Genomic DNA, 20,920 nt, shown 5'->3' on the forward strand with positions numbered 1-20,920 from the left:
GCAGTACTGCTCGCCGCCTGTGCGTCGGAGCCCAATCAACCGTCAGGGCAGTCAGGCATGCCCTCTGCGTTCTCCAATCTGACCAAGAATGCCCAGTGGTATCTTGAGCAGGTGGACCCGGCCAAGCCGGCCGAGGCCTTTACCTGGCAGATGCTGGCGGCACGCAGCTATCTGGCGCTGGGCCAGGCCAAACCGGCCTCGGCACTGTTCCAGCAATTGCAGAAGCAGGCCAAGGATCCCGTTCAGAAGGCACAGTTGCAACTGCTGCAAGCCCATCTGTTGCTGGCGCAAGGCCACGCCAATCAGGCGCTGATCCTGCTGGAAGGCAAACCCGAGGTGGTGCTGGATGCCGATACCCAGAAGGATTGGTATCGCCAGCGCGTAGTGCTTCAGCTCGACATCAACAACAAGTTTGGCGCAGCCAAATCGTTGATTGCACTGGAGCCCTACCTCAATCAGAGCGAGCAGGCGACCAACCATCAGCAGATCTGGTCGTTGCTGAAAAGCATGACCCCCTCCACCCTGCAAGCGCTGGAAGAGGCTCCGGCCCCTGATGTGACCACCGGCTGGCTACGACTGGCGGCACTGGTCAACGAGTTTGGCGCCCAGCCGAACCTGCTGGCACGCCAACTGGCAGGCTGGAAGCGCGACTTCCCCAACCATCCAGCCCAGAAGGATATGCCGGCAGGATTGGGCGATCTGGCGGCCACTGCCAGCACCTCGGTACAACAGATCGCTGTGCTGCTGCCCCTCTCAGGCAATCTGGAGCCGCAGGGCGCCGCCATCCGTAACGGTATGCTGATGTCTTATAAGGAAAATCAGGGGCAATTCACCCTGAACTTCTACGACACCCAGAGCAAGTCAACCGGCGATCTTTACAAGCAGGCGATTCAGGAAGGGGCGGACATGATCATCGGCCCGCTGCTGAAAGACCGGGTCGAGGAGCTGCTCAAGGCCAATCCGACCGTGCCGGTACTGGCGCTCAACGAGCTGGATAAGCCGGTCGTCAACGACACCACCTACTACTTCTCCCTCTCTGCCGCAGCAGATGCCGCGCAGGCAGCCCAGTACCTTTACACCCAGGGCTACCGTAAACCGCTGCTGATCGCCGCCCAGGGGCGGATCGGTTACAGCAGTATCAAGGCGTTCGAGCAGAGCTGGGCTACCCTGAGCCAGGATAAGCCGGTCGTTGCCACCTTCGGTGCCCGCAACGAAGTGCAGGGGATGGTCAAAAATGCCCTGAGCGGCCGCTCTACCGCCCGTGCTGGCGAGGTAGTGCAACTCTCTGATGCCGCACCGCGTAGCATCGATGCCGTTTATGTGGTGGCGAACAGCCTGGAAACCCGGATGATCAAGCCATACGTGGATGTCTCGGTCAATCCGATGGGCAGCCTGCCCATCTACACCAGCTCCCGTGGCTACGACAGCGCCGCCACCGAGGTCGCCTCCGAGCTCAACGGCATGCATATCGCCGATATGCCGCTGCTGCTGGGTGGCTACGAGAAACAGCGCGAGCAGATCGCCCTGCTCTGGCCGCAGACTCAGGGTGACCTGCTGCGTCTGTTTGCCATGGGCTACGATGCCGTCAGTCTGGCTGAGAACCTGCAGCAGATGCGCAAGGTGGGTGGCATGCAGCAGGCCGGCATGAGCGGTCAGCTGAGCGTGGATGCCCAGGGCAATATCGTGCGGATGCTGAGCTGGGGTACTTACCAGAACGGCAAACTGGTCGACGAGAACGCCGTTCAGCAACTGGAGGAGCCCTCCAATGAAGGAACTATGGAAACGGATACGCCAGCAGTTGCCGAGCCTGTTCCCCTCACCAACGAGCAAGGGACAGCACTTTGAACAAGTCGCTGAACGCTGGTTGCAGGCTCGGGGCCTGCAACCGGTAGCTCGCAACTACCGCTGTCGTGGCGGTGAAATAGATCTCATCATGCACCAGGGCCAGACCCTGGTGTTTGTTGAGGTGCGCTACCGGGCTACCGGCAGCCATGGCGGGGCCGCCAGCTCGGTCACCCGCAGCAAACAGCACAAGATCATGCTGGCAGCGCGCCACTATTTGAAGCAACATGCCATCAACGAGGCCAATCAGGCCTGCCGATTCGATGTGATTGCGTTCGAGGGCGACCAGCCAGCCTGGATCCAAAACGCATTTTAAGAGGACCCTATGACTGACCGCATCAAAGAGAACTACACCGAAAGCATCCAGACCAAGATAGCCGCCGCCGAGGCGCTGCCGGATGCCATCCATACTGCAGCCCAGATGATCACCATCTGCCTGCTCAATGGCCACAAGGTGCTGGCATGCGGTAACGGTCCTTCTGCCGCACTGGCGCAACTGTTCATCTCCGAGCTGGTCAACTGCTACGAGACCCAGCGCCCCTCCCTGCCCGGCATGGCCCTGACCCCGGACATGGCAACCATCAGCGCCATCGCTACCGATCACGGTTTTGAAGAGGTCTACGCCAAGCAGATCCGCGCGCTGGGCCAGCCTGGCGACATTCTGGTGGTCATCACCACCTCTGGCCACAGCCGCAGCCTGATCAAGGCCGCTGAAGCCGCCCTCTCCCGCGACATGACCATAGTGGTGCTGAGCGGGGGTGACGGTGGCGAAATGGCAGGCCTGCTCGGCCCGAACGATGTGGAGATCCGTGTTCCCTCCGCCCGTCGCCCTCGCATTCTGGAAGTGAACCTGTTGACCCTGCACTGCCTGTGTGATCTCATCGACCAGACACTTTTCCCGCAACAGGAAGATTGAAACCATGAAAAAGCACACTATCCTGCTCGGTCTGCTGGTTAGCACCCTGCTGCTGCAAGGCTGCGCAGCCCTGGTTGTTGGCGGCGCCGCAGGGACTGCCAAGGCCTCTGGCGATCGCCGGACGCTGGGCGCGCAGTGGGATGACCAGACCATCGAGCTGAAAGCGGCCAATCTGCTGGCCGACAACAAACCACTCAGTGCAGCCAGCAAGATCAGCGTCTACAGCAACAATGGCCGCGTCCTGCTGGTCGGCCAGACACCTTCTGACGTTTACAAGATTGAGGCGGGCAAAATTGTCAGTCGCATCGAAGGGGTTCGCCACGTCTACAACGAATTGCGCATCGGCCAACCAGCCAGTTTCACCACTCGCAGCAATGACTCCTGGATCACCTCCAAGGTGAAAGCCGATATGTTCGGCACCAAGAACTTCGACAGCACCAAGGTCAAGGTGGTCACCGAGAACGGCGAGGTATTCCTGATTGGTCTGGTGACTCGCCAGGAGGGAGAGCAGGCAGTCAACATCGCCCGCCATGTCACCGGTGTGAAGCGCGTGATCAAGGCCTTCGAGTTCGCCCAGAACTAAGCCCGACCGCACATAAAAAAACGCAGCCAATCGGCTGCGTTTTTTTATTTGATCACCTTCAGGGTCGGACGACCGCTTGGACGCGGCGGTTCCGGCTCAGGCTCCACCGGCGCTTCAGCCTGCTCCAGCCAGATATCGTAACCCGGCTCGGGCGGGAACATGGTGCCCACGCCGTTCTCCCGGGCATGGATGGCCAGTACGGCCGCCATCGGGATATAAACCTGCTGGGAGACCCCGCCAAAGCGGGCACTGAAGCTGATAGCCTCGTTATCCATGTGAAATTGCATCACGGCTCTGGGCGCGATATTCAGTACAATTTGTCCGTCCTGAGCAAACTGCATCGGCACCATCACATGGGGAATGTTGACGTTGACCACCAGATGAGGGGTCAGATCGTTGTCCAGCAACCAGTCAAAGAACGCCCGTAACAAGTACGGGCGGCTCGGTGTCATTGTCGGTTCCATGCTCATACGCCGGCACGGATCTCGCGTTCGGCTTCGGTCAGGGAAGCCTGGAAGGACTCACGCTCGAACAGACGAACCATGTAGGCCTTCAGCTCTTTGGCACCACGACCGGTCAGGTCGATGCCAAGGCTCGGCAGACGCCACAGCAGCGGTGCCATGTAGCAATCCACCAGACCGAACTCTTCGCTCATGAAATAGGGCATTTCACCGAAGATCGGCGCGATGGCCAGCAGGTTGTCACGCAGTTCGTTGCGTGCCGCTTCAGCATCGATTCCGGCCATGATCTTGTCGGCCAGGGAGTACCAGTCCAGCTCGATGCGGTGCATCATCAGACGACTGTTACCGCGGGCAACCGGGTAAACAGGCATCAGGGGCGGATGCGGGAAGCGCTCGTCCAGATACTCCATGATGATGCGCGAGGTGTAGAGTGCCAGCTCACGATCAACCAGGGTCGGTACAGAGTTGTACGGGTTCAGCTCGGCCAGCTCATCCGGCAGATTGGCTGGATCAACCTGGCAGATATCCACGCTAACACCCTTCTCCGCCAGGACAATACGCACCTGATGGCTGAACATATCGTTGGCACCGGAAAACAGCGTCATTACCGAACGCTTATTGGCAGCTACAGCCATTGAACCCTCCCGTCATTAAAAAGCAGAAACGGCAATGAAGCATCTTGGTCTTCATTGCCGTGCATTATATTACCCGTATCTGGTCGCTTAGTGAACGTCGCGCCAGAATTCCTTCTTCAACAGCACAGTGAAGATGAAGAAGATCACGATGAATCCAAGCACCCAGAAGCCCATGCGTTCACGCTCCTGTTGTACCGGTTCAGCCGAGTAGACCAAGAAGTTTACCAGATCCAGTACCGTCTGATCATACTCTTCGTCATCCATTTCACCATTACCGTCAGATTTGATGCTGACAACCTGCTGGGTTTCCACTCCGTCGACCGTGTGAGTAGCGAACTCTGCACGGGGGGTTCCCTGCAACGGCTCCAGCACATGGGGCATGCCCACGGACGGGAACACGGCGTTATTCACCCCGAACGGACGGGTCTCATCCACGTAGAAGGAGCGCAGATAGGTGTAGATCCAGTCTGCACCGCGCACCCGGGCAACCAGAGTCAGATCGGGGGGCGGCGCACCAAACCACTTGGCGGCATCCTTCTCTGACATGGCGCTCTTCATCAGGTCACCGACCTTTGCGCCGGTGAAAATCAGGTTCTCTTTCATCAAATCTTCGGGGATCCCGAGATCTTCTGCGACCCGGTTATAGCGCTGATACTGGGTAGAGTGGCATCCGGCGCAATAGTTCATAAAGGTGGCCGCGCCGCGTTGCAGCGATGCCTTGTCACTCAGATCGTAATTGGCTTTGTCCAGATGAACAGCTCCGCCACTTGCAAATACCAGAGATGGCAGCAGGGTCAGCACTGCAAATATTATTCTTTTCATTTAAATGTCACCCTCTCCGGCAGCGGCTTGGTGCTTTCATTCTTGCTATAGAAGAACAGCAGGACGAAGAACCCGAAATATCCCAGTGAACAGATCTGGGCAACCAGCGTCAACGTCGGCGTCGATGGCAGCACCCCCAACACCCCCAGGATGATGAAGCAGACCACAAACTGGGCAATGTTCAGCTTGTGCAGCATGCTGCGATAACGCACCGAGCGCACCTTGCAGCGATCCAGCCACGGCAGCAAGAACAGCACCACGATGGAGAGACCCATCATGATGACGCCAAGCAGCTTGTCCGGCACCGCCCGCAAAATGGCGTAAAACGGCGTGAAGTACCACACAGGCGCGATGTGCTCCGGGGTTTTCAGGCCGTTGGCCACTTCAAAGTTCGGCTTCTCGAGGAAGTAACCCCACATATCCGGTTTGAAGAAGATGATGGCGCAGAAGAAGAACAGGAAGCCTGCCACACCGATCATATCCTTGACGGTGAAGTAAGGGTGGAACGCCACCGCATCCAGCGGCCAGCCGTTTTCGTCCTTGTGCTTCTTGATGTCGATACCGTCCGGGTTGTTGGATCCTACTTCGTGCAGCGCCAGAATGTGCATGGCAACCAGCATCACCAGCACCAGCGGCAACGCAATGACGTGCAGCGCAAAGAAGCGGTTAAGGGTCGCACCAGAGATCACGTAGTCACCGCGGATCCACAGGGTCAGATCGTCACCGATGACCGGAATGGCGCCAAACAGCGAGATGATGACCTGAGCACCCCAGAATGACATCTGGCCCCAGGGCAACAAGTAGCCCATAAAGGCTTCCGCCATCAGCACCAGGAAGATCAGCATGCCGAAGATCCACAGCAGTTCACGAGGCTTCTGATAAGAGCCATAGATCATGCCGCGGAACATGTGCATGTAGACCACGATGAAGAATGCAGACGCACCGGTTGAGTGCATGTAACGCAGCAACCAGCCGTACTCCACATCGCGCATGATGTACTCCACGGAGGCAAACGCACCTTCCGCGGAGGGGTTGTAGTTCATGGTCAGCCAGATACCGGTGATGATCTGGTTGACCAGCACCAGCATGGCCAGCGAGCCGAAGAAGTACCAGAAGTTCAGATTCTTCGGTGCCGGATACTTGGCCATGTGGTCGTTGTACATGGCCGTGAGCGGGAATCGATAATCGATCCAGCCCATCAGTTTACTCAACATGGTCAGGCCTCCTTGCCATCGGCACCGACCTGGATGGTGGTGTCATTAATGAATTGATAGGGCGGAATGACCAGGTTCAGCGGTGCAGGCACCCCCTGGAACACACGGCCGGCCATGTCGAACTTGGAGCCATGGCACGGGCAGAAGAAGCCGGACGTAACGCCCTGCACCTGCTCGCCAAAGCTGTCAGGCAGATAGGAAGGTGAACACCCCAAGTGGGTGCAAATACCGACCGCGACAAAAATTTCGGGCTTGATCGACCTGTACCCGTTATGGGCATAGTCAGGCTGCTGCGGCTCTTCAGATGAGGGATCCCGCAGCTTGTCATCATGCGCGGCCAAGGCATCCAGCGTCTGTTTGGTGCGTTTCACCACCCAGACAGGCTTGCCTCGCCACTCGACACGGATGAGCTGACCCGGTTCCAACTTGCTGATATCGACTTCAACCGGCGCACCGGCTGCTTTGGCCTTGGCGCTCGGATTCCATGACTTTATAAACGGCACTGCGGTAAACGCAGCTCCTACCCCACCAACGGCAACCGTTGACCAGGTAAGAAATCTGCGGCGACCGGTATCAACTGGCGCATTGCTCATCCAAAAACTCTCCCATGTGGACTCCGCACATTCTTATAGTGTCCCTGTTCCCCATTTTTCCCGTGACAACAGCGGCGGAAGCTGGATTTACAATTGCCACAGAAAACAGGGGAAATTTTAAAGAAAAGATAACAACTTGACAAGAAAGAGCGGTGAGCAATGAAAACAATAAAGAAACAATTTTTTGTCTTTTGTGACGCGTGGTTAGCATTGATGTCGGTAATATTACCAATAAAAAAAGCCTGGCAGTTGCCAGGCTTTTTTGACACTCGAAAGAGTGAGTACCAAAAGCGAATTAACGCTTGGAGTACTGCGGACGCTTACGAGCTTTGTGCAGACCAACTTTCTTACGCTCAACCTTACGGGCATCACGAGTAACAAAGCCAGCTTTACGCAGTTCGGAACGCAGGGTTTCGTCGTACTGCATCAGAGCACGAGTGATACCGTGGCGGATCGCACCAGCTTGACCGGAGATGCCACCACCGTTAACGGTGATGTACAGGTCCAGTTTCTCGGTCATCTCAACCAGTTCCAGCGGCTGACGAACTACCATGCGGGCAGTCGGACGGCCGAAGTACTGCTCCAGGGAGCGCTGGTTGATTACGATCTTGCCGCTACCCGCTTTGATAAATACGCGAGCAGTGGAGCTTTTGCGACGGCCGGTACCGTAGTATTGATTTTCTGCCATGTTGCCAGTTCCCGATTAGATATCCAGTACTTGAGGTTGCTGAGCAGCATGAGCATGCTCGGCGCCTGCGTAAACTTTCAGTTTACGGAACATGGCACGGCCCAGAGGACCTTTCGGCAGCATGCCTTTGACGGCTGCTTCGATTACCATTTCCGGTTTACGCTGAATCAGCTTGTCGAAGCTGATTGACTTGATACCACCCGGGAAACCGGAGTGAGCGTGGTACATTTTGTCGGTAAATTTCTTACCGGTTACGTGTACCTTCTCAGCGTTTACAACGATGATGTAATCACCGGTGTCAACGTGCGGAGTGTACTCAGCTTTGTGCTTACCACGCAGACGAGCAGCGATCTCGGTTGCGATACGACCCAGAGTTTTACCTTCTGCGTCCACAATGTACCAGTCACGTTTTACGGTTTCTGGCTTGGCAACGAAAGTTTTCATTAAGTTAAACCCAATTACCTGTTACAGACCCAATTGCTTATGGGGGCTCTCCCACAAACAACAAACGATGGCCTACCTGTACCCCTTCGAATACAAGTAAAGCTTAAAGTGTTGCTGTCTTATCGACAGCTGTAACGTGGGCCGGGCGATTATAAGTGAAGTTGCCTTAAATATCACCTGCTAATTTCACTGCCATGAAACCAGCAAATGTCGCCCGGCCCTACCTGCCGCAGATGCCCATCCGACTGGCAGGCGCGGTATTGTGACTAAGGAAGGTGCACTCTGGCAAGGTATTCGTGCGATTGCATTTCCTGAAGCCGCGAAAGACAGCGTTTGAATTCGAAATTCAGCAGCCCTTCGCCGTAGAGTTCTGTCATGGGAACCGCCGCCGACATGATGAGTTTGACATGCCGTTCGTAGAACTCATCGACCATGGCAATGAAGCGGCGAGCCGCGTCATCCGTGCCTGTGCCCATTGGCTGAACATTGGCCAGCAGAACAGTATGGAACAGCCTGGCCAGCTCGATATAGTCGTTCTGGGAGCGGGGAGTACAGCAAAGTTGCTCAAATTCCATATAGAGCACCCCTTCCTCCATTCCCAGCGACGTCAGCTGGCGATGATTGACCTCGAACATCCCCTCGCAAGCCGTGTGCCCACCGGTTAATTGCTGAAAATAGTGGTCAAGATTGGCTTTTGCCTGCCAGTCCAGCGGGCAGTGATAAATCTCGGCTTGTTCCAGCGTACGCAGGCGATAGTCGATACCACCATCCACGTTAAGTACCTCACAATGGCGCTCGATCAGCTCGATAGCTGGCAGAAAACGGGCTCGCTGCAACCCGTTGCGATAAAGCTCCTGCGGCGGAATATTTGAAGTGGCGACCAGCACGACACCGTGACCAAATAGCTCCTGAAACAGCGTTCCCAGCAACATGGCATCGGTGATGTCGGAGACAAAAAATTCGTCGAAACAGATGATGTCTGTCTCGCTGGCAAGCTTGCTGGCCACCAGCTTGAGGGGATCGGATTGCCCGCTCAGCCCCTGCAGTTCATCGTGAATGCGGTGCATGAAGCGGTGGAAATGGCTGCGCATCTTGCGCGTCCCCGGCAGGCTGTCGAAAAAAGTATCCATCAGCCAGGTCTTGCCTCGGCCCACTCCGCCCCACATATAGATACCGAGGACGGGCTCCGGCGGCTTGGGCTTTTGCAGCCAACCCAGCAGCCCTCGAGATCTGGTCGGAGTCGGGCGCCGTAGCAAATCCTGATACAGTCGCTCCAGCCTGCTAATGGCCATCCCCTGTGCGGGGTCGGCCACAAAGCCGGGGCGCAGCAGATCCTGCTGGTATTTTTGCTGCGGTGTCATCCTTGAGCGCCTCTCCAAGTCCCTGAATCGAGGACAAAATGGTATCACGGCCTCAGGACGCACGGTATAGTGCCATCAAGGCATGGCGGTTATGACGACCGCATAAACCCACTCTGTTTTAGCTGTAACAAGGAGCATCTATGAGTCTGTTAACTGGGATCCTGCTGGCTGTCACGGCCTTGATTATCGGTATCGTTCTCGGCCGTTTTTCGGTACGTAGCCGCGATGCTGGCCGTCTCGAACAGGAACTGAAGAAGGCCCACAAGGAGCTCGAGAGTTATCAGGGCCAGATCAACACCCACTTCGCCGACAGTGCCGCCCTGATGGAGCAACTGGCCGAGCAGTATCAGACCCTCTATCGCCACATGGCCGAGCAGAGCAAATTCCTGGCCAAGGCGCAGGAACCGCTGTTCCGCGAATCATTGGTAGAAGAAGCCCCTGCCAATGTGGCAGAAGAGCCGGGCGTTCCGCCTCGCGACTATGCTGGCGCCTCTTCCGGACTGCTCAAGCAACCAAACTAGTTCCTCGCGGAACTAATTGGCCAGTCCCGTGGTCTGACCTTGACGATTGCAATGCAACTTTTTCTGGGAGCTGTTTTTCATATGCGTAAACCTCTTTCCATGCTCAGTGTGCTAGCCCTCAGTGTCGGTATCGCCATGTCTGCGGCCCCTGCTCAGGCTGCACTGCCTTCCCTGTTAGGTTCAAATCAGGAGATGCCAAGCCTGGCGCCTGTTCTCGAACAGGTCACCCCGGCGGTGGTCAATATCTCGGTTTCTGGCAAAAAAATTACCCGTCAGCGTCTGCCGGAACAGTTCAAGTTCTTCTTCGGCCCCAACATGCCCGATGAACAGGTGAGCGAGCAGCCGTTCCAGGCGCTCGGCTCCGGTGTCATCGTCGATGCCAAGAAGGGTTACGTGATCACCAACGCCCACGTGGTTCACGAGGCGGACGAGATCAAGGTCAACCTGAAGGATGGTCGTGAATATGCGGCCAAGAAGATCGGTGAAGACAAGCAGTCCGACATTGCCCTGCTGCAAATCAAGGCCGAGGATCTGGTACAGATCAAGTTCGCCGACTCCGACGAGCTGCGGGTAGGTGACTATGCGCTGGCCATCGGCAACCCGTTTGGTCTGGGCCAGACCGTCACCTCCGGTATTGTCAGCGCGCTGGGTCGCAGCGGCCTCAACATCGAGAATCTGGAGAACTTCATCCAGACCGATGCGGCCATCAACTCCGGTAACTCCGGCGGCGCCCTGCTCAACCTGCGTGGCGAGCTGATCGGTATCAACACCGCGATTCTGGGCCCGAACGGCGGCAACATCGGCATCGGCTTTGCCATCCCCTCCAACATGGTGCGGGATCTGACCGAGCAGATCGTCAAGTACGGTGAAGTGCGTCGCGGCCAGCTGGGGATTACCGGCACCGAGCTTACCTCAGACATCGCCAAAACCTTCGGCTACAACAAGAAGGATGGTGCCTTCGTCAATCAGGTCATGCCTGATTCGGCGGCCGACAAGGCGGGCATCAAGGCTGGCGATATCATCGTCAGCATCGATGGCAAACCGGTTCGCTCCTTCGGTGAGCTGCGTGCCAAGATCGCTACCATGGGCGCTGGCAAGCAGGTCGAACTGGGGCTGATCCGCGATGGCAAGTCACAAACTGCCAAAGTGACCCTGAAGCAGGCCGATGACAGCGAAGTACGCGCCAGCGCGCTGCATCCGGCACTGGAAGGGGCCAAGCTGAGCACCACTACCGACCCGGTCTCCGGTGTCGCGGTGGCCGATATTGATCCTCGCTCTCCGGCAGCCGCTTCCGGCCTGCAGAAAGGTGACATCATCATCGGGGTCAACCGCCTGCGCATCAACACCCTGGGCGAGCTGACCAAGGCGCTCAAGAACAAACCTGACGTGCTGGCACTCAACATCCAGCGCGGCGACTCCTCGCTCTATCTGGTGATCCGCTAACGCTCAAGTTGTTCGCCAACCCCTCTATCACCCGCGGCCTTCACCGCGGGTGATTTTTATCCATCGATAGTGTTATTCTCTGCGCGCAGCCTGTACGGATGAGAATGACATGAAAATCCCCCCTTTAGTCAGTTACTTGGGCAAGTCTGTCGGTTTTGGATTGACCGTCGCGGCGCTGCTGTTGCTGCTGTTTCCCCATTTTCGCGGTGGTGCCCAACTGCCCGGCATCATCACCAATGCCCGTGAACTGAGTTTCTCCTATGCCGCCCATCGGGCAGGCCCTGCCGTCGTCAACATCTACACCCGCAGCTTTGCCCCCAATCAGGGCAATCAGGGGGAACTGCGCCCGCAAGGGCTGGGTTCCGGCGTCATCATGAATCAGCGCGGCTATGTTCTGACCAACTACCACGTCATCGCCGATGCCGACCAGATCATCGTCGCATTGCAGGATGGCCGCGTCTTCAGCGCCGAGCTGGTCGGTACCGATCAGCTCACCGACCTCGCCGTGCTCTATATCGAGTCAGACAACCTGCCAGTGATCCCGCAGGATCCCGAGCGACTGCCAGAAGTGGGGGATGTGGTGCTCGCCATCGGCAACCCCTACAACGTCGGCCAGACCATCACCCAGGGCATCATCAGTGCGACCGGCCGTACCGGCCTCTCCAGCATGGGGCCCGACAGCAATGGCCGCCAGGATCTGCTACAGACCGATGCCGCCATCAACGAGGGCAACTCGGGTGGCGCGCTGGTCAACGGCCGTGGCGATCTGGTGGGTATCAACACCGCCACCTATCACCTCAACGGCAATCAGGAGAGCTACGGCATCAGCTTCGCCATCCCCTACCGGCTGGCAAAACGGATCATGGATGAGCTGATCGCCAACGGCCGGGTGATCCGCGGCTACCTCGGGATCTCCAGCGTCGAGATCAACCCCATCGTCGCGCGGATGATGAACCTCGGCGACCTGCGTGGTCTGGTGGTGGAGAGTCTGGATCCCAACGGACCGGCGGCCAAAGGCGGCCTGCAGCGAGGGGATGTGCTGCTCAAGATCAACGGAGAGGCCATCAGTGGCGTACGCAGCGCCATGGACAAGATTGTCGAGAGCCGCCCCGGCACCAAGCTTACCATCTCGGTATTCCGCTCCGGCAAGCCACTGGAAGTGGTGGTCACTATAGAGGAAGACCTGCGCTATCAGCAGAGAACGGCCAGCTCGAGCGCCGCATCGGCCAGCTAGCGTCACTCCTTTTAATGAGAAGGGCGGGAAACCGCCCTTTTCTATATCTGCCCTCTCGGCAACGTCTCTTACCGTGAGATGACTCACAGTTTCCCGCAACGCTTGCCCTGCCCCCGCCCCCCGATTTGTGCGCTACCGATCACACAAAACCAGCTTCAATAAGCACTCTTTTTACCTTTTCAGTATCCAAACGATCACTTCGGGGCCATTTCCTCAGGAATTTCCGCTTCGAATCGGAAAAACACTGCCTCCTCCACATCGACGCGCAGGCTTAGGGTAACGCCATACCTTCTGCCAGCCTTGGAGAGCAGACATTGCAAACAGAGACTCACGACCAGACCCTGACCCCGAACAGCCCGGAGTTGCTGCGCCAGACCGATCATATCCTCGCGCGCATTTATCCCCTGCTGGCCGAACAGGGCATCATCCCCAACGAGGTGCAACGGCAGATGCTGGCTTCCCATGTCAAAGCCATGGTGTGGCGCTCCCACAGTGGCGAGCCCCTGCCGGAGGTTGACCTCAGCCTGTTTGAAGAGATCTCCCCCCTCTCACTGCGTCTCGCCGAACAGGTCGTCAGCTGGCTGGATCAGCTTGCTTATGAGGAGGCACACCTCTTGTCCGTCCATTTTGAAGTCGCCAAAGAAAACGAACTCAGCTCGGTGCAGAACCCGTAACTCAAGGAGAAATCGATATGACAGCCATCAAACTCGTGATTGGAGACCGTCTCGGCAAGGGTCAGAAAGTGGGCGCAGGCGCGGAAGCAGCCGGAGCCAACGTGACCATCATCCCAGGCATGGCCGCTGACATGAAGCTCGGCGACGTGATGAACAAAGAGCAGGCGGATCTCGGCATCTCCTTCTGCGGCAGCGGCGGCGCAGGGGCGATCACCGCCCAGACCAAATACGGCTACAAGTGCCGCTACGGCATGCGCTCTGTTGAAGAGGGCGTCACCGCCATCAACGAAGGGTGCGTGGTGCTGGGCTTCGGTTTCATGGACAAGGAAGAGCTGGGCCAGAAGCTGGTCGAAGCCTTCGCCAAGAAGCACGGACGCGCCTGATGAAAGAGAACTTCACCACCCAGGTCATCGTCAACGGCAAGGGGACGACCCGCCAGCAGGCGTTTGCCTCCGCCCTCAGCCAGGTGCAACCCACACTGCTCAAGGACACCCAGCAGGTACTGCTGCGTATTGAGCCGGTCGATGTACAGGTGCTCAAAGCCGAGGAGTTGGTCCGGGTGGAGAAGTTCCTGTTCTTCTTCCTGCCGCGCCAGCGCCGCGAATACCGCGTCCAGCTGGAGATCAAGGTTCAGGTCACCAGTCTGGATGTCGCCAAAGTGACATTCACCCAGGTGTGATGCCTGCGCAGGCACAACCCCACAAGAAGGATACGTTGGATGTTTCTAATCATTTTTATCAAGTCACTCATCATTGGCGGCCTGGTTGGCGTCGGGGTGGGGGCCGGCGCGGCGCGGATGTTCCACGCCCCGACCGTACAGGGCATGGGTGCCTTCCGCACCCTGGGCGAACTTAACTCCTGCGAGGGGGATCCCGCTTCCCATTTCTCGTTTGGTCTGGGCTTCTTCTTCAACGCCTGGGCCTCGACCGTGGCGGCAGGCGCCTTCACCCAGGATGTGGATCACCGCATCATCCCGCACTGGGCCACGGCGGCACTGCTGTTCAAAAATCGGGATCTCGCCACCACTCTGCACGACCCGAAAAAGATGGCCATCGCCGGCGGCATCATAGGTGCCATCGTGGTTGCCTTCCTTAACAGCACGGCTGCTGCCGTCCCGGCCGCCCTGCAGGTCACTGCGGTCAAGGTGCTGGTACCGGCTGCCAACCTGCTGGTCAATACAGTCATGCCGGTGATCTTCTGGCTGGCCGCCATCGAAGCGGGCAAGAAATCCGGTTTCTGGGCCACCATCTTCGGCGGTCTGGCCCAACTCATCATGGGCAACGCGGTACCGGGTCTGGTGCTCGGCATCCTGATCGGCAAGGGCGTGGAAGAGAGCGGCTGGAACCACGTCACCAAGGTGATGATGGCAGCCATCGTCCTGCTGTTCGTGCTGAGCGGCTTCTTCCGCGGCTTTGACATGAAACTGATTGAGTCCTTCCATATGGGTGTCCCCCTGTGGCTGGAAAGTGTCCATAACCTGCTGAGCGGCAAATAAGGGGTCACACCATGGATGAGAAACTGAAAAACAACTTCTGGTATGCCGACTGGTCATTCCCCATCTTCGTCGGCCTGCTCTCGGCCGGGGTCTTTGCCGGTACCCACATGTTCTATCTGTACGGGGTTGGTGCCTTCAACGAGGTAGCCTTCGTCGCCATGCTGAAAGCCGGAATGGACACGGGTGCCTACGGCGCGGTAGCGGCGTTCGGTGCCAGCTTCCTGTTCGCCCGCATCATCGAGGGATCCCTGGTGGGGATCCTGGATATCGGCGGCGCCATCCAGACCGGGGTCGGCCTCGGAGTGCCAGCCCTGCTGCTGGGGGCTGGCATCGTCTATCCGGTGGAGAACTTCGGCGCCTCGCTGGCAACCGGCATGGGGATTGGTCTGGCCATCGGCTACGTCATCATTCTGGCGCGCAAGTTCACCATCAACCAGAGCAACTCCACTTACGGTGCTGACGTGATGATGGGGGCTGGCAACAGCTCTGGCCGCTTCCTCGGCCCCCTCATCATCCTCTCCGCCATGGGTGCCTCCATCCCCATCGGTATCGGTTCCCTGCTGGGTGCCCTGCTGTTCTACGTGTGGGGCAAACCCATCACCGGCGGTGCCATTCTGGGAGCCATGTTGCTGGGTACCTTCTTCCCGGTCGCCCTTGTGTAAGTACCAGCCGCCCTGCGGGGCAGCTCGCCAGAGGTTATCAGCATGTACGACATGATCATCAGAGCCGGGCGCCAGGGAGATGGCCAGCTCGTCGATGTTGCCATCAAGGAGGGCAAAATCGCCGCCATCGGCTCCCTGCCGGAGATGGCAACGGCGCGGCAGATCCTGGAGCTCGGCGGCCGGGTGCATGTGAGCGCAGGCTGGATCGACGGCCACACCCACTGCTACCCCGCCTCCCCCATCTATCACGATGAACCGGACAAGGTAGGCGTAGAGTCCGGCGTCACCACCGTCATCGACGCTGGCAGCACCGGAGCCGACGATGTGGATGACTTCCAGCAGATCGCTGCGGGCTGCAAGACCCGGGTGCATGCCCTGCTCAATATCTCCCGCATCGGTCTGCTGCGCCAGAACGAGCTGGCGGATAGCCGGGACCTCGATATGGATCTCGCCTCGGCGGCCATTCGCCGCCACCCCGACTTTATCGTCGGCATCAAGGCGCGGATGAGCGGCAGCGTGGTGGGGGAAAACGGCCTACAACCGCTGCGCATGGCCAAGGCGCTGCAACAGGCCCACGGCCAGCTGCCGCTGATGGTGCACGTGGGTAACACGCCGCCGGATCTGGACGAGATAGTCGCTCTGCTGGGGGATGGCGATCTGCTGACCCACTGCTTCAACGGCAAACCCAACCGCATCCTGACTCCGGCTGGCGAGCTGCGGGTCGCGGTGCGCGAGGCGATGAAACGGGGGCTCTTGCTCGACATCGGCCACGGCGGCGCCAGCTTCAGCTTCGAGGTGGCGGAGCTGGCTATCCGACAGGGGATCCTGCCCCGCACCATCAGCTCCGACATCTACTGCAAGAACCGCATCAAGGGGCCGGTCTACAGTCTGGCTCACGTGATGTCGAAGTTTCTCGCCATCGGCATGACGCTGGAACAGGTGCTCGCCTGCGTCACCCATCAGGCCGCTGATGCCCTGCGCCTTTCCGGCAAGGGGCGGCTAGAGGTGGGAGCCGATGCCGATCTGACCCTGTTCGAGGTCGCCAGCGGCCCGACCCTGTTTATGGATACCGAAGCTCAGTCCCGCAGCGGTGACCAACAACTGCAGCCTCTCGCCGCCCTGGTCGGTGGCGAACTGGTTCTGACTCACTATGGGAAATCACACCATGCCTTCTGTTTATGAGAAATATCAGCTCAAACCGGTGATCAACGCCTCCGGGCGCATGACCATACTCGGCGTCTCCACCCCCGAGCAGGAGGTGGTCGATGCGGTCAATTTTGGCCTGGGCCACTACTTCGAGGTCAAGGATCTGGTCAACAAGACCGGCGCCTATCTGGCTGGTTTGCTGAATGTGGAAGATGCGGTGGTGGTCTCCTGCGCCAGCGCCGGCATCGCCCAGTCAGTCGCCGCCATGATAGTACGCGGCGATCCCTACCGCCTCGAGCACCTGCATGCCCATCACCATGAGGTGCCGAGTGAAATCGTGCTGCCCAAGGGGCATAACGTCAACTTCGGCGCCCCGGTCGGTACCATGGTCAATCTGGGTGGCGGCAAAGTAGTGGAAGCCGGTTACGCCAACGAGTGCTCCCCTTCCCAGCTGGCAGCCGCCATCAATGCCAACACCGCTGCGATCCTCTATATCAAGTCCCACCACTGCGTGCAGAAGAGCATTCTGTCGGTGGCCGAGGCCGCCGAGGTCGCCAAGACCCACGGGCTCCCGCTCATCGTCGATGCGGCTGCCGAAGAGGATCTGCGCCTCTACTACAACCTGGGGGCGGATCTGGTCATCTACAGCGGTGCCAAGGCCATTGAAGGGCCCACCAGCGGGCTGGTGCTCGGCAAGCGTCAGTACGTGGAGTGGGTCAAGCAGCAAGCCAACGGCATCGGTCGCGCCATGAAGGTGGGCAAGGAGGGGATCCTCGGCCTGACCCACGCTATCGAGCGCTATCTGGCCAAAGAGAAAGAGAGCGGCGCCGCCATGGTCGCCAAGATGACCCCCTTCATCGAGCGCCTCAACCAGCTGCCCGGCGTCACCGCCAAGGTGGTATGGGACAGCGCAGGACGCGACATTGCCCGCACCGATATCGCTTTTGACCACCAGCAGATCGGCATGACCACAGTGCAGGTCGTCACCCGTCTGCAACAGGGCACGCCTGCCATCTACTGCCGCGGCTACAAGGCCAACGAGGGGCACATCGAGATCGATGTGCGCAGCGTCACCGTGCCCCAGCTCGACCAAATCCACACCGCCATTGCCAACCTCGTTCAGGAGAATCGCTGATGTCCCTTACCCCCAACTACTACCGTGATCGGGTCTGTCTCAACGTGCTGGCTGGATCCAAGGAGAATGCCGTCGAGGTGTACGACGCAGCCGAAGGTCACGTGCTGGTCGGAGTGCTCTCCAAAAACTACCCGGATATTCCCTCCGCAGTTGCCGATATGAAGGAGTACGCCAAGCTTATCGATAACGCCCTCTCCATCGGTCTGGGGGCCGGTGATCCGCGTCAATCCGCCATGGTGGCCGAACTGGCCTGCCAACTGCAGCCCCAGCACGTCAATCAGGTGTTCACCGGTGTCGGCGCCAGCCGGGCGCTGCTCGGCCAATCACAAACGCTGGTGAATGGGTTGATCTCCCCTACCGGCATGCCGGGCATGGTGAAGATCTCCACCGGTCCACTCAGCGCCGGGCAGTCGGATGGCATCGTGCCCATCGATACCGCCATTGCCTTGCTCAAGGACATGGGCGGCAGCTCGGTCAAGTTCTTCCCCATGGGCGGGCTGGCCTGCCGCGACGAGTATCAGGCAGTAGCCGAGGCTTGTGCCCGCAACAACTTCTGGCTGGAGCCCACCGGTGGCATCGATCTGGAGAACTTCGAGGAGATAGTGCGGATTGCGCTGGACGCCGGAGTCGAGAAGGTGATCCCGCACGTCTACAGTTCCATCATCGACAGCGCGAGCGGGCACACTCGCCCCGAGGATGTGCGGACTCTGCTGGCCATAGTGAAACGACTGTTGGCCTGATGGCAGTCACGGGCGCCGGTTCAATCACTGACCGGTGCCTGGCTTGTTGATGACCCACTTGTTAACATCGACCCTTTATCTCGCAACAGGAGTCTTGCATACCCCCTATGATCAAGCTGCCACACCCCAGGCTCCATCAACTGCTGATCCAGCTCCACGCCGAACCACTGCCACAGGAGGAGCTGGCTCGCCGCCTCAATGTCTCCACCCGCACGGTGCGCACCGATGTGGCGACCCTCAACGAACTGATTGCCACGCACGGCGCTCACCTGATCCACCAGCGTGGCAGCGGCTACCAGCTGAAAATCTACAATCAGGGACTGTTCGAGGCTCTGCTGGCCGCCCAGGGTCAGGATAGCGGCCTGCCACGCACCAGCCGCGAGCGGGTGCTGCACCTGCAGATCCTGCTATTGACGGCAGAGCAGGGGATCAAGCTCGATGAGCTGGCTGATACATGGTATCTGAGCCGGGCGGCACTGCAGGGGGATATGGCGGAAGTCCGTGAGCAACTCAGCCACTTCAGGCTCAGCGTCGAGAGCAAACCCCGCCTGGGGATGCGCATTCAGGGGGAGGAGACGGCGATCCGGGCCTGTCTGACCCAGCTGCTCTATCAGGAGTTGCTGCACAACAACCAGTTGCAAACCTTGCTGCCCAACCTCTGCCCTAGCAAGACGATGGAGGTAGTGGGCAATCACATCCATGCCCAGCTTGCCCGACATCAGCTGCGTCTCGCTGACGAGAGCTTGCAGCAGCTCGCCATCTACTGCGCCGTTGCCCTGCTGCGTCAGGCATCCGGTCACGAGTTGCGCCACTTCGCCAGCGAGGATCTGACTCTGCCGCTGCTGGCAGTATCTCGCGATATATATGCGGTATTGCCAACCCTGACGCCCCCCGTAGAGGACGAGATCGCCGGTCTCGCCATCCAGATCCAGGCGCGCCTGATTGCCGATACTCCCCAGCTCAGCCCGGCGATGGCCGCCGAGAGCGAACAGCTGGTGGAGCATCTGCTGACCTACATTCATCAACACTACCCTTACGACCTGCGAGGCGACCAACAGCTGCGGGCCGACCTGCAAACCCATATCAGCGCCATGCTGCTACGGGTTAAATACCAGATTGGCAACCACAACCCGCTGGCCGATCACATCAAGCAGTACTACCCCCTCGCCTACGACATCACGCTGGCGGCCATTTCGGAGTGGATCAAGCAGACCCCCTACCGACTGACCCACCACGAGATCGGCTATCTGGTGATCCATATCGGGGTCGGGCTGGAGCGCCATTACGATATCGGCTATACCCGCCGCCCGCAGGCGCTATTGCTTTGCGATGCGGGCAACGCCACCTTCCGGGTGCTGGAAGCACGCATCAAGCGGGAGTATCCCCAGTTGCAGCTGACCACGCTGGAGTCGGTGCGAGATTACGAAGGACTGGCGCAGATCGCGCAGGACTTTGTCATCAGTACCGTCAAGGTGAACGAAAAAAACGCCCCCGTGGTACTCGTTGCCCCCTTCCCGACCCAATACCAGCTGGAGCAGCTTGGCAAGCTGGTGCTGATCGACCGCACCCGCCCCTACATGCTCGACAAATATTTCGATGCCGACCACTTCATGGTGGTCAAAGAGCCCCTTACCCAGGCCGAACTGTTTACCCGTATCTGTGATCAGCTGGAGGCGGAAGACCTGGTGGAAAGCGGCTTCAGAGCCTCACTGCAGGAGCGGGAGCGGATCGTCTCCACCATGTTGGGAGAAGGGATCGCCCTGCCCCACTCCCTCGGTCTGCTGGCGCGCCGTACTCTGGTTTACACCGTGCTGGCACCGCAGGGGATTGACTGGGGGAATGGTGAAATCGCGACGCTCATCTTCGTGCTGGCCATCAGCAAGGCCGATTACGAGGAGGCGATGGGTCTCTACGACCTGTTTCTGGCACTGATGAACGAAAAAGCCAGCAGGAATCTGCTGGCTTGTCGGGATTTTGCCAGCTTCAAAGCGCTGGCGCGCACCGGTTCATAACATAAAACGAGGAGTGACTACTCCTCGTTAAAGCCGGAGGTGAACAGCTCCACCACGGCGGCCAGGGCCTCGACCTCTTCGGGGCCCTCAACCTGTACTTCCACCTGCCGCCCTTGCGCGGAATCCAGCATCAGCAGGCCGATGATGCTGTCAGCATCGGCCTCCACACCATCTTCATTGCGCAGCAGCACGTGGGCATCGAAACCCTGCACCAGCTCGAACAGCATCATGGCTGGTCTGGCATGAATACCCAGCTTGTTTTTCACTTCAACAGAGGCGGAAACAGTCATCGGGTCGTC

The 20,920-nt window shown here is 58.8% G+C and carries 25 protein-coding genes; 16 read left to right on the top strand and 9 right to left on the bottom strand.

Annotated elements, in window-relative coordinates; all coding sequences use genetic code 11:
• Nucleotides 1-57 precede the first annotated feature (57 nt).
• From I6L47_RS11800 to dolP, 4 genes are read left to right on the top strand one after another with little or no spacing between them, the layout of a single operon-like run.
• Nucleotides 58-1,845 (top strand): penicillin-binding protein activator, encoded by a 1,788-nt coding sequence (locus tag I6L47_RS11800; RefSeq protein WP_225315380.1) that lies wholly within the window; start codon nt 58-60, stop codon nt 1,843-1,845.
• Nucleotides 1,766-2,158, top strand: coding sequence for a YraN family protein (locus I6L47_RS11805; protein WP_058057529.1), 393 nt, complete (start codon nt 1,766-1,768; stop codon nt 2,156-2,158). The genes I6L47_RS11800 and I6L47_RS11805 overlap by 80 nt, the downstream gene beginning before the upstream one ends.
• 9 nt (nt 2,159-2,167) lie before the next feature.
• On the top strand, nt 2,168-2,758 hold the full coding sequence (locus I6L47_RS11810) for an SIS domain-containing protein (RefSeq protein WP_005336275.1): 591 nt from the start codon (nt 2,168-2,170) through the stop codon (nt 2,756-2,758).
• Between the two features lie 4 nt (nt 2,759-2,762).
• On the top strand, nt 2,763-3,341 hold the full coding sequence (gene dolP, locus I6L47_RS11815) for a division/outer membrane stress-associated lipid-binding lipoprotein (RefSeq protein ID WP_005336277.1): 579 nt from the start codon (nt 2,763-2,765) through the stop codon (nt 3,339-3,341).
• Between the two features lie 44 nt (nt 3,342-3,385).
• On the opposite strand, the gene I6L47_RS11820 is transcribed toward dolP, so the two are convergent.
• The 8 genes from I6L47_RS11820 to zapE form a co-directional block, all read right to left on the bottom strand.
• Complete coding sequence (locus I6L47_RS11820; RefSeq protein WP_005336278.1) at nt 3,386-3,811, bottom strand: ClpXP protease specificity-enhancing factor; 426 nt, start codon at nt 3,809-3,811, stop codon at nt 3,386-3,388.
• A complete protein-coding gene (sspA, locus tag I6L47_RS11825) occupies nt 3,808-4,437 on the bottom strand; it encodes a stringent starvation protein SspA (protein ID WP_216947473.1) in 630 nt (209 codons plus the stop codon). Before sspA ends, I6L47_RS11820 begins: the two co-directional genes overlap by 4 nt.
• Nucleotides 4,438-4,524: 87 nt before the next feature.
• The gene (locus tag I6L47_RS11830) at nt 4,525-5,259 is read right to left on the bottom strand and encodes a cytochrome c1 (RefSeq protein ID WP_005336280.1); all 735 of its coding nucleotides are present in this window, start codon (nt 5,257-5,259) and stop codon (nt 4,525-4,527) included.
• Nucleotides 5,256-6,473: a cytochrome bc complex cytochrome b subunit gene (locus I6L47_RS11835; RefSeq protein ID WP_005336282.1), complete on the bottom strand. Its 1,218-nt coding sequence runs from the start codon at nt 6,471-6,473 to the stop codon at nt 5,256-5,258. Before I6L47_RS11835 ends, I6L47_RS11830 begins: the two co-directional genes overlap by 4 nt.
• Before the next feature lie 2 nt (nt 6,474-6,475).
• Entirely contained in the window at nt 6,476-7,066 is a 591-nt protein-coding gene (gene petA / locus I6L47_RS11840) for a ubiquinol-cytochrome c reductase iron-sulfur subunit (RefSeq protein WP_005336284.1), read from the bottom strand.
• A gap of 295 nt (nt 7,067-7,361) precedes the next feature.
• A complete protein-coding gene (gene rpsI / locus I6L47_RS11845; RefSeq protein ID WP_005336286.1) occupies nt 7,362-7,754 on the bottom strand; it encodes a 30S ribosomal protein S9 in 393 nt (130 codons plus the stop codon).
• Between the two features lie 15 nt (nt 7,755-7,769).
• Complete coding sequence (gene rplM / locus I6L47_RS11850) at nt 7,770-8,198, bottom strand: 50S ribosomal protein L13 (RefSeq protein WP_005336289.1); 429 nt, start codon at nt 8,196-8,198, stop codon at nt 7,770-7,772.
• Between the two features lie 266 nt (nt 8,199-8,464).
• Nucleotides 8,465-9,559 (bottom strand): cell division protein ZapE, encoded by a 1,095-nt coding sequence (zapE, locus tag I6L47_RS11855; RefSeq protein ID WP_216947474.1) that lies wholly within the window; start codon nt 9,557-9,559, stop codon nt 8,465-8,467.
• Between the two features lie 140 nt (nt 9,560-9,699).
• Between zapE and I6L47_RS11860 the strand changes: the two genes are divergently transcribed.
• The 12 genes from I6L47_RS11860 (at nt 9,700) to I6L47_RS11915 (ending at nt 20,621) form a co-directional block, all read left to right on the top strand.
• On the top strand, nt 9,700-10,080 hold the full coding sequence (locus tag I6L47_RS11860; protein ID WP_181269566.1) for a YhcB family protein: 381 nt from the start codon (nt 9,700-9,702) through the stop codon (nt 10,078-10,080).
• A gap of 81 nt (nt 10,081-10,161) precedes the next feature.
• On the top strand, nt 10,162-11,523 hold the full coding sequence (locus I6L47_RS11865; protein ID WP_005336295.1) for a Do family serine endopeptidase: 1,362 nt from the start codon (nt 10,162-10,164) through the stop codon (nt 11,521-11,523).
• 109 nt (nt 11,524-11,632) lie between these two features.
• Entirely contained in the window at nt 11,633-12,757 is a 1,125-nt protein-coding gene (gene degS / locus I6L47_RS11870) for an outer membrane-stress sensor serine endopeptidase DegS (protein WP_005336297.1), read from the top strand.
• Between the two features lie 314 nt (nt 12,758-13,071).
• A complete protein-coding gene (locus I6L47_RS11875) occupies nt 13,072-13,431 on the top strand; it encodes a transcriptional regulator (protein WP_005355140.1) in 360 nt (119 codons plus the stop codon).
• Nucleotides 13,432-13,448: 17 nt separating this feature from the next.
• The gene (locus I6L47_RS11880; RefSeq protein ID WP_005355141.1) at nt 13,449-13,814 is read left to right on the top strand and encodes an SFCGS family glycine-rich protein; all 366 of its coding nucleotides are present in this window, start codon (nt 13,449-13,451) and stop codon (nt 13,812-13,814) included.
• Nucleotides 13,814-14,110, top strand: a complete 297-nt coding sequence (locus I6L47_RS11885; RefSeq protein ID WP_216947475.1) for a DUF4312 family protein — start codon at nt 13,814-13,816, stop codon at nt 14,108-14,110. The genes I6L47_RS11880 and I6L47_RS11885 overlap by 1 nt, the downstream gene beginning before the upstream one ends.
• A gap of 39 nt (nt 14,111-14,149) precedes the next feature.
• Nucleotides 14,150-14,926: a DUF4311 domain-containing protein gene (locus I6L47_RS11890; protein ID WP_005355143.1), complete on the top strand. Its 777-nt coding sequence runs from the start codon at nt 14,150-14,152 to the stop codon at nt 14,924-14,926.
• Between the two features lie 11 nt (nt 14,927-14,937).
• Nucleotides 14,938-15,588, top strand: a complete 651-nt coding sequence (locus I6L47_RS11895) for a DUF4310 family protein (RefSeq protein ID WP_005355144.1) — start codon at nt 14,938-14,940, stop codon at nt 15,586-15,588.
• A 42-nt stretch (nt 15,589-15,630) separates the two neighbouring features.
• Nucleotides 15,631-16,770: an amidohydrolase/deacetylase family metallohydrolase gene (locus I6L47_RS11900; protein ID WP_042079671.1), complete on the top strand. Its 1,140-nt coding sequence runs from the start codon at nt 15,631-15,633 to the stop codon at nt 16,768-16,770.
• Nucleotides 16,754-17,869, top strand: a complete 1,116-nt coding sequence (locus I6L47_RS11905; protein ID WP_216947476.1) for a DgaE family pyridoxal phosphate-dependent ammonia lyase — start codon at nt 16,754-16,756, stop codon at nt 17,867-17,869. Before I6L47_RS11900 ends, I6L47_RS11905 begins: the two co-directional genes overlap by 17 nt.
• Nucleotides 17,869-18,609: a KDGP aldolase family protein gene (locus tag I6L47_RS11910; RefSeq protein WP_216947477.1), complete on the top strand. Its 741-nt coding sequence runs from the start codon at nt 17,869-17,871 to the stop codon at nt 18,607-18,609. The genes I6L47_RS11905 and I6L47_RS11910 overlap by 1 nt, the downstream gene beginning before the upstream one ends.
• A 107-nt stretch (nt 18,610-18,716) precedes the next feature.
• Nucleotides 18,717-20,621 (top strand): transcription antiterminator, encoded by a 1,905-nt coding sequence (locus I6L47_RS11915; protein WP_021231840.1) that lies wholly within the window; start codon nt 18,717-18,719, stop codon nt 20,619-20,621.
• Nucleotides 20,622-20,638: 17 nt separating this feature from the next.
• Here the strand turns inward: I6L47_RS11915 and npr are convergent, their stop codons facing one another.
• Nucleotides 20,639-20,911, bottom strand: a complete 273-nt coding sequence (gene npr, locus I6L47_RS11920; RefSeq protein ID WP_005336318.1) for a PTS phosphocarrier protein NPr — start codon at nt 20,909-20,911, stop codon at nt 20,639-20,641.
• Nucleotides 20,912-20,920 lie beyond the last annotated feature (9 nt).

The organism is Aeromonas sp. FDAARGOS 1417, assembly GCF_019046985.1.
Lineage (GTDB): Bacteria > Pseudomonadota > Gammaproteobacteria > Enterobacterales > Aeromonadaceae > Aeromonas > Aeromonas veronii.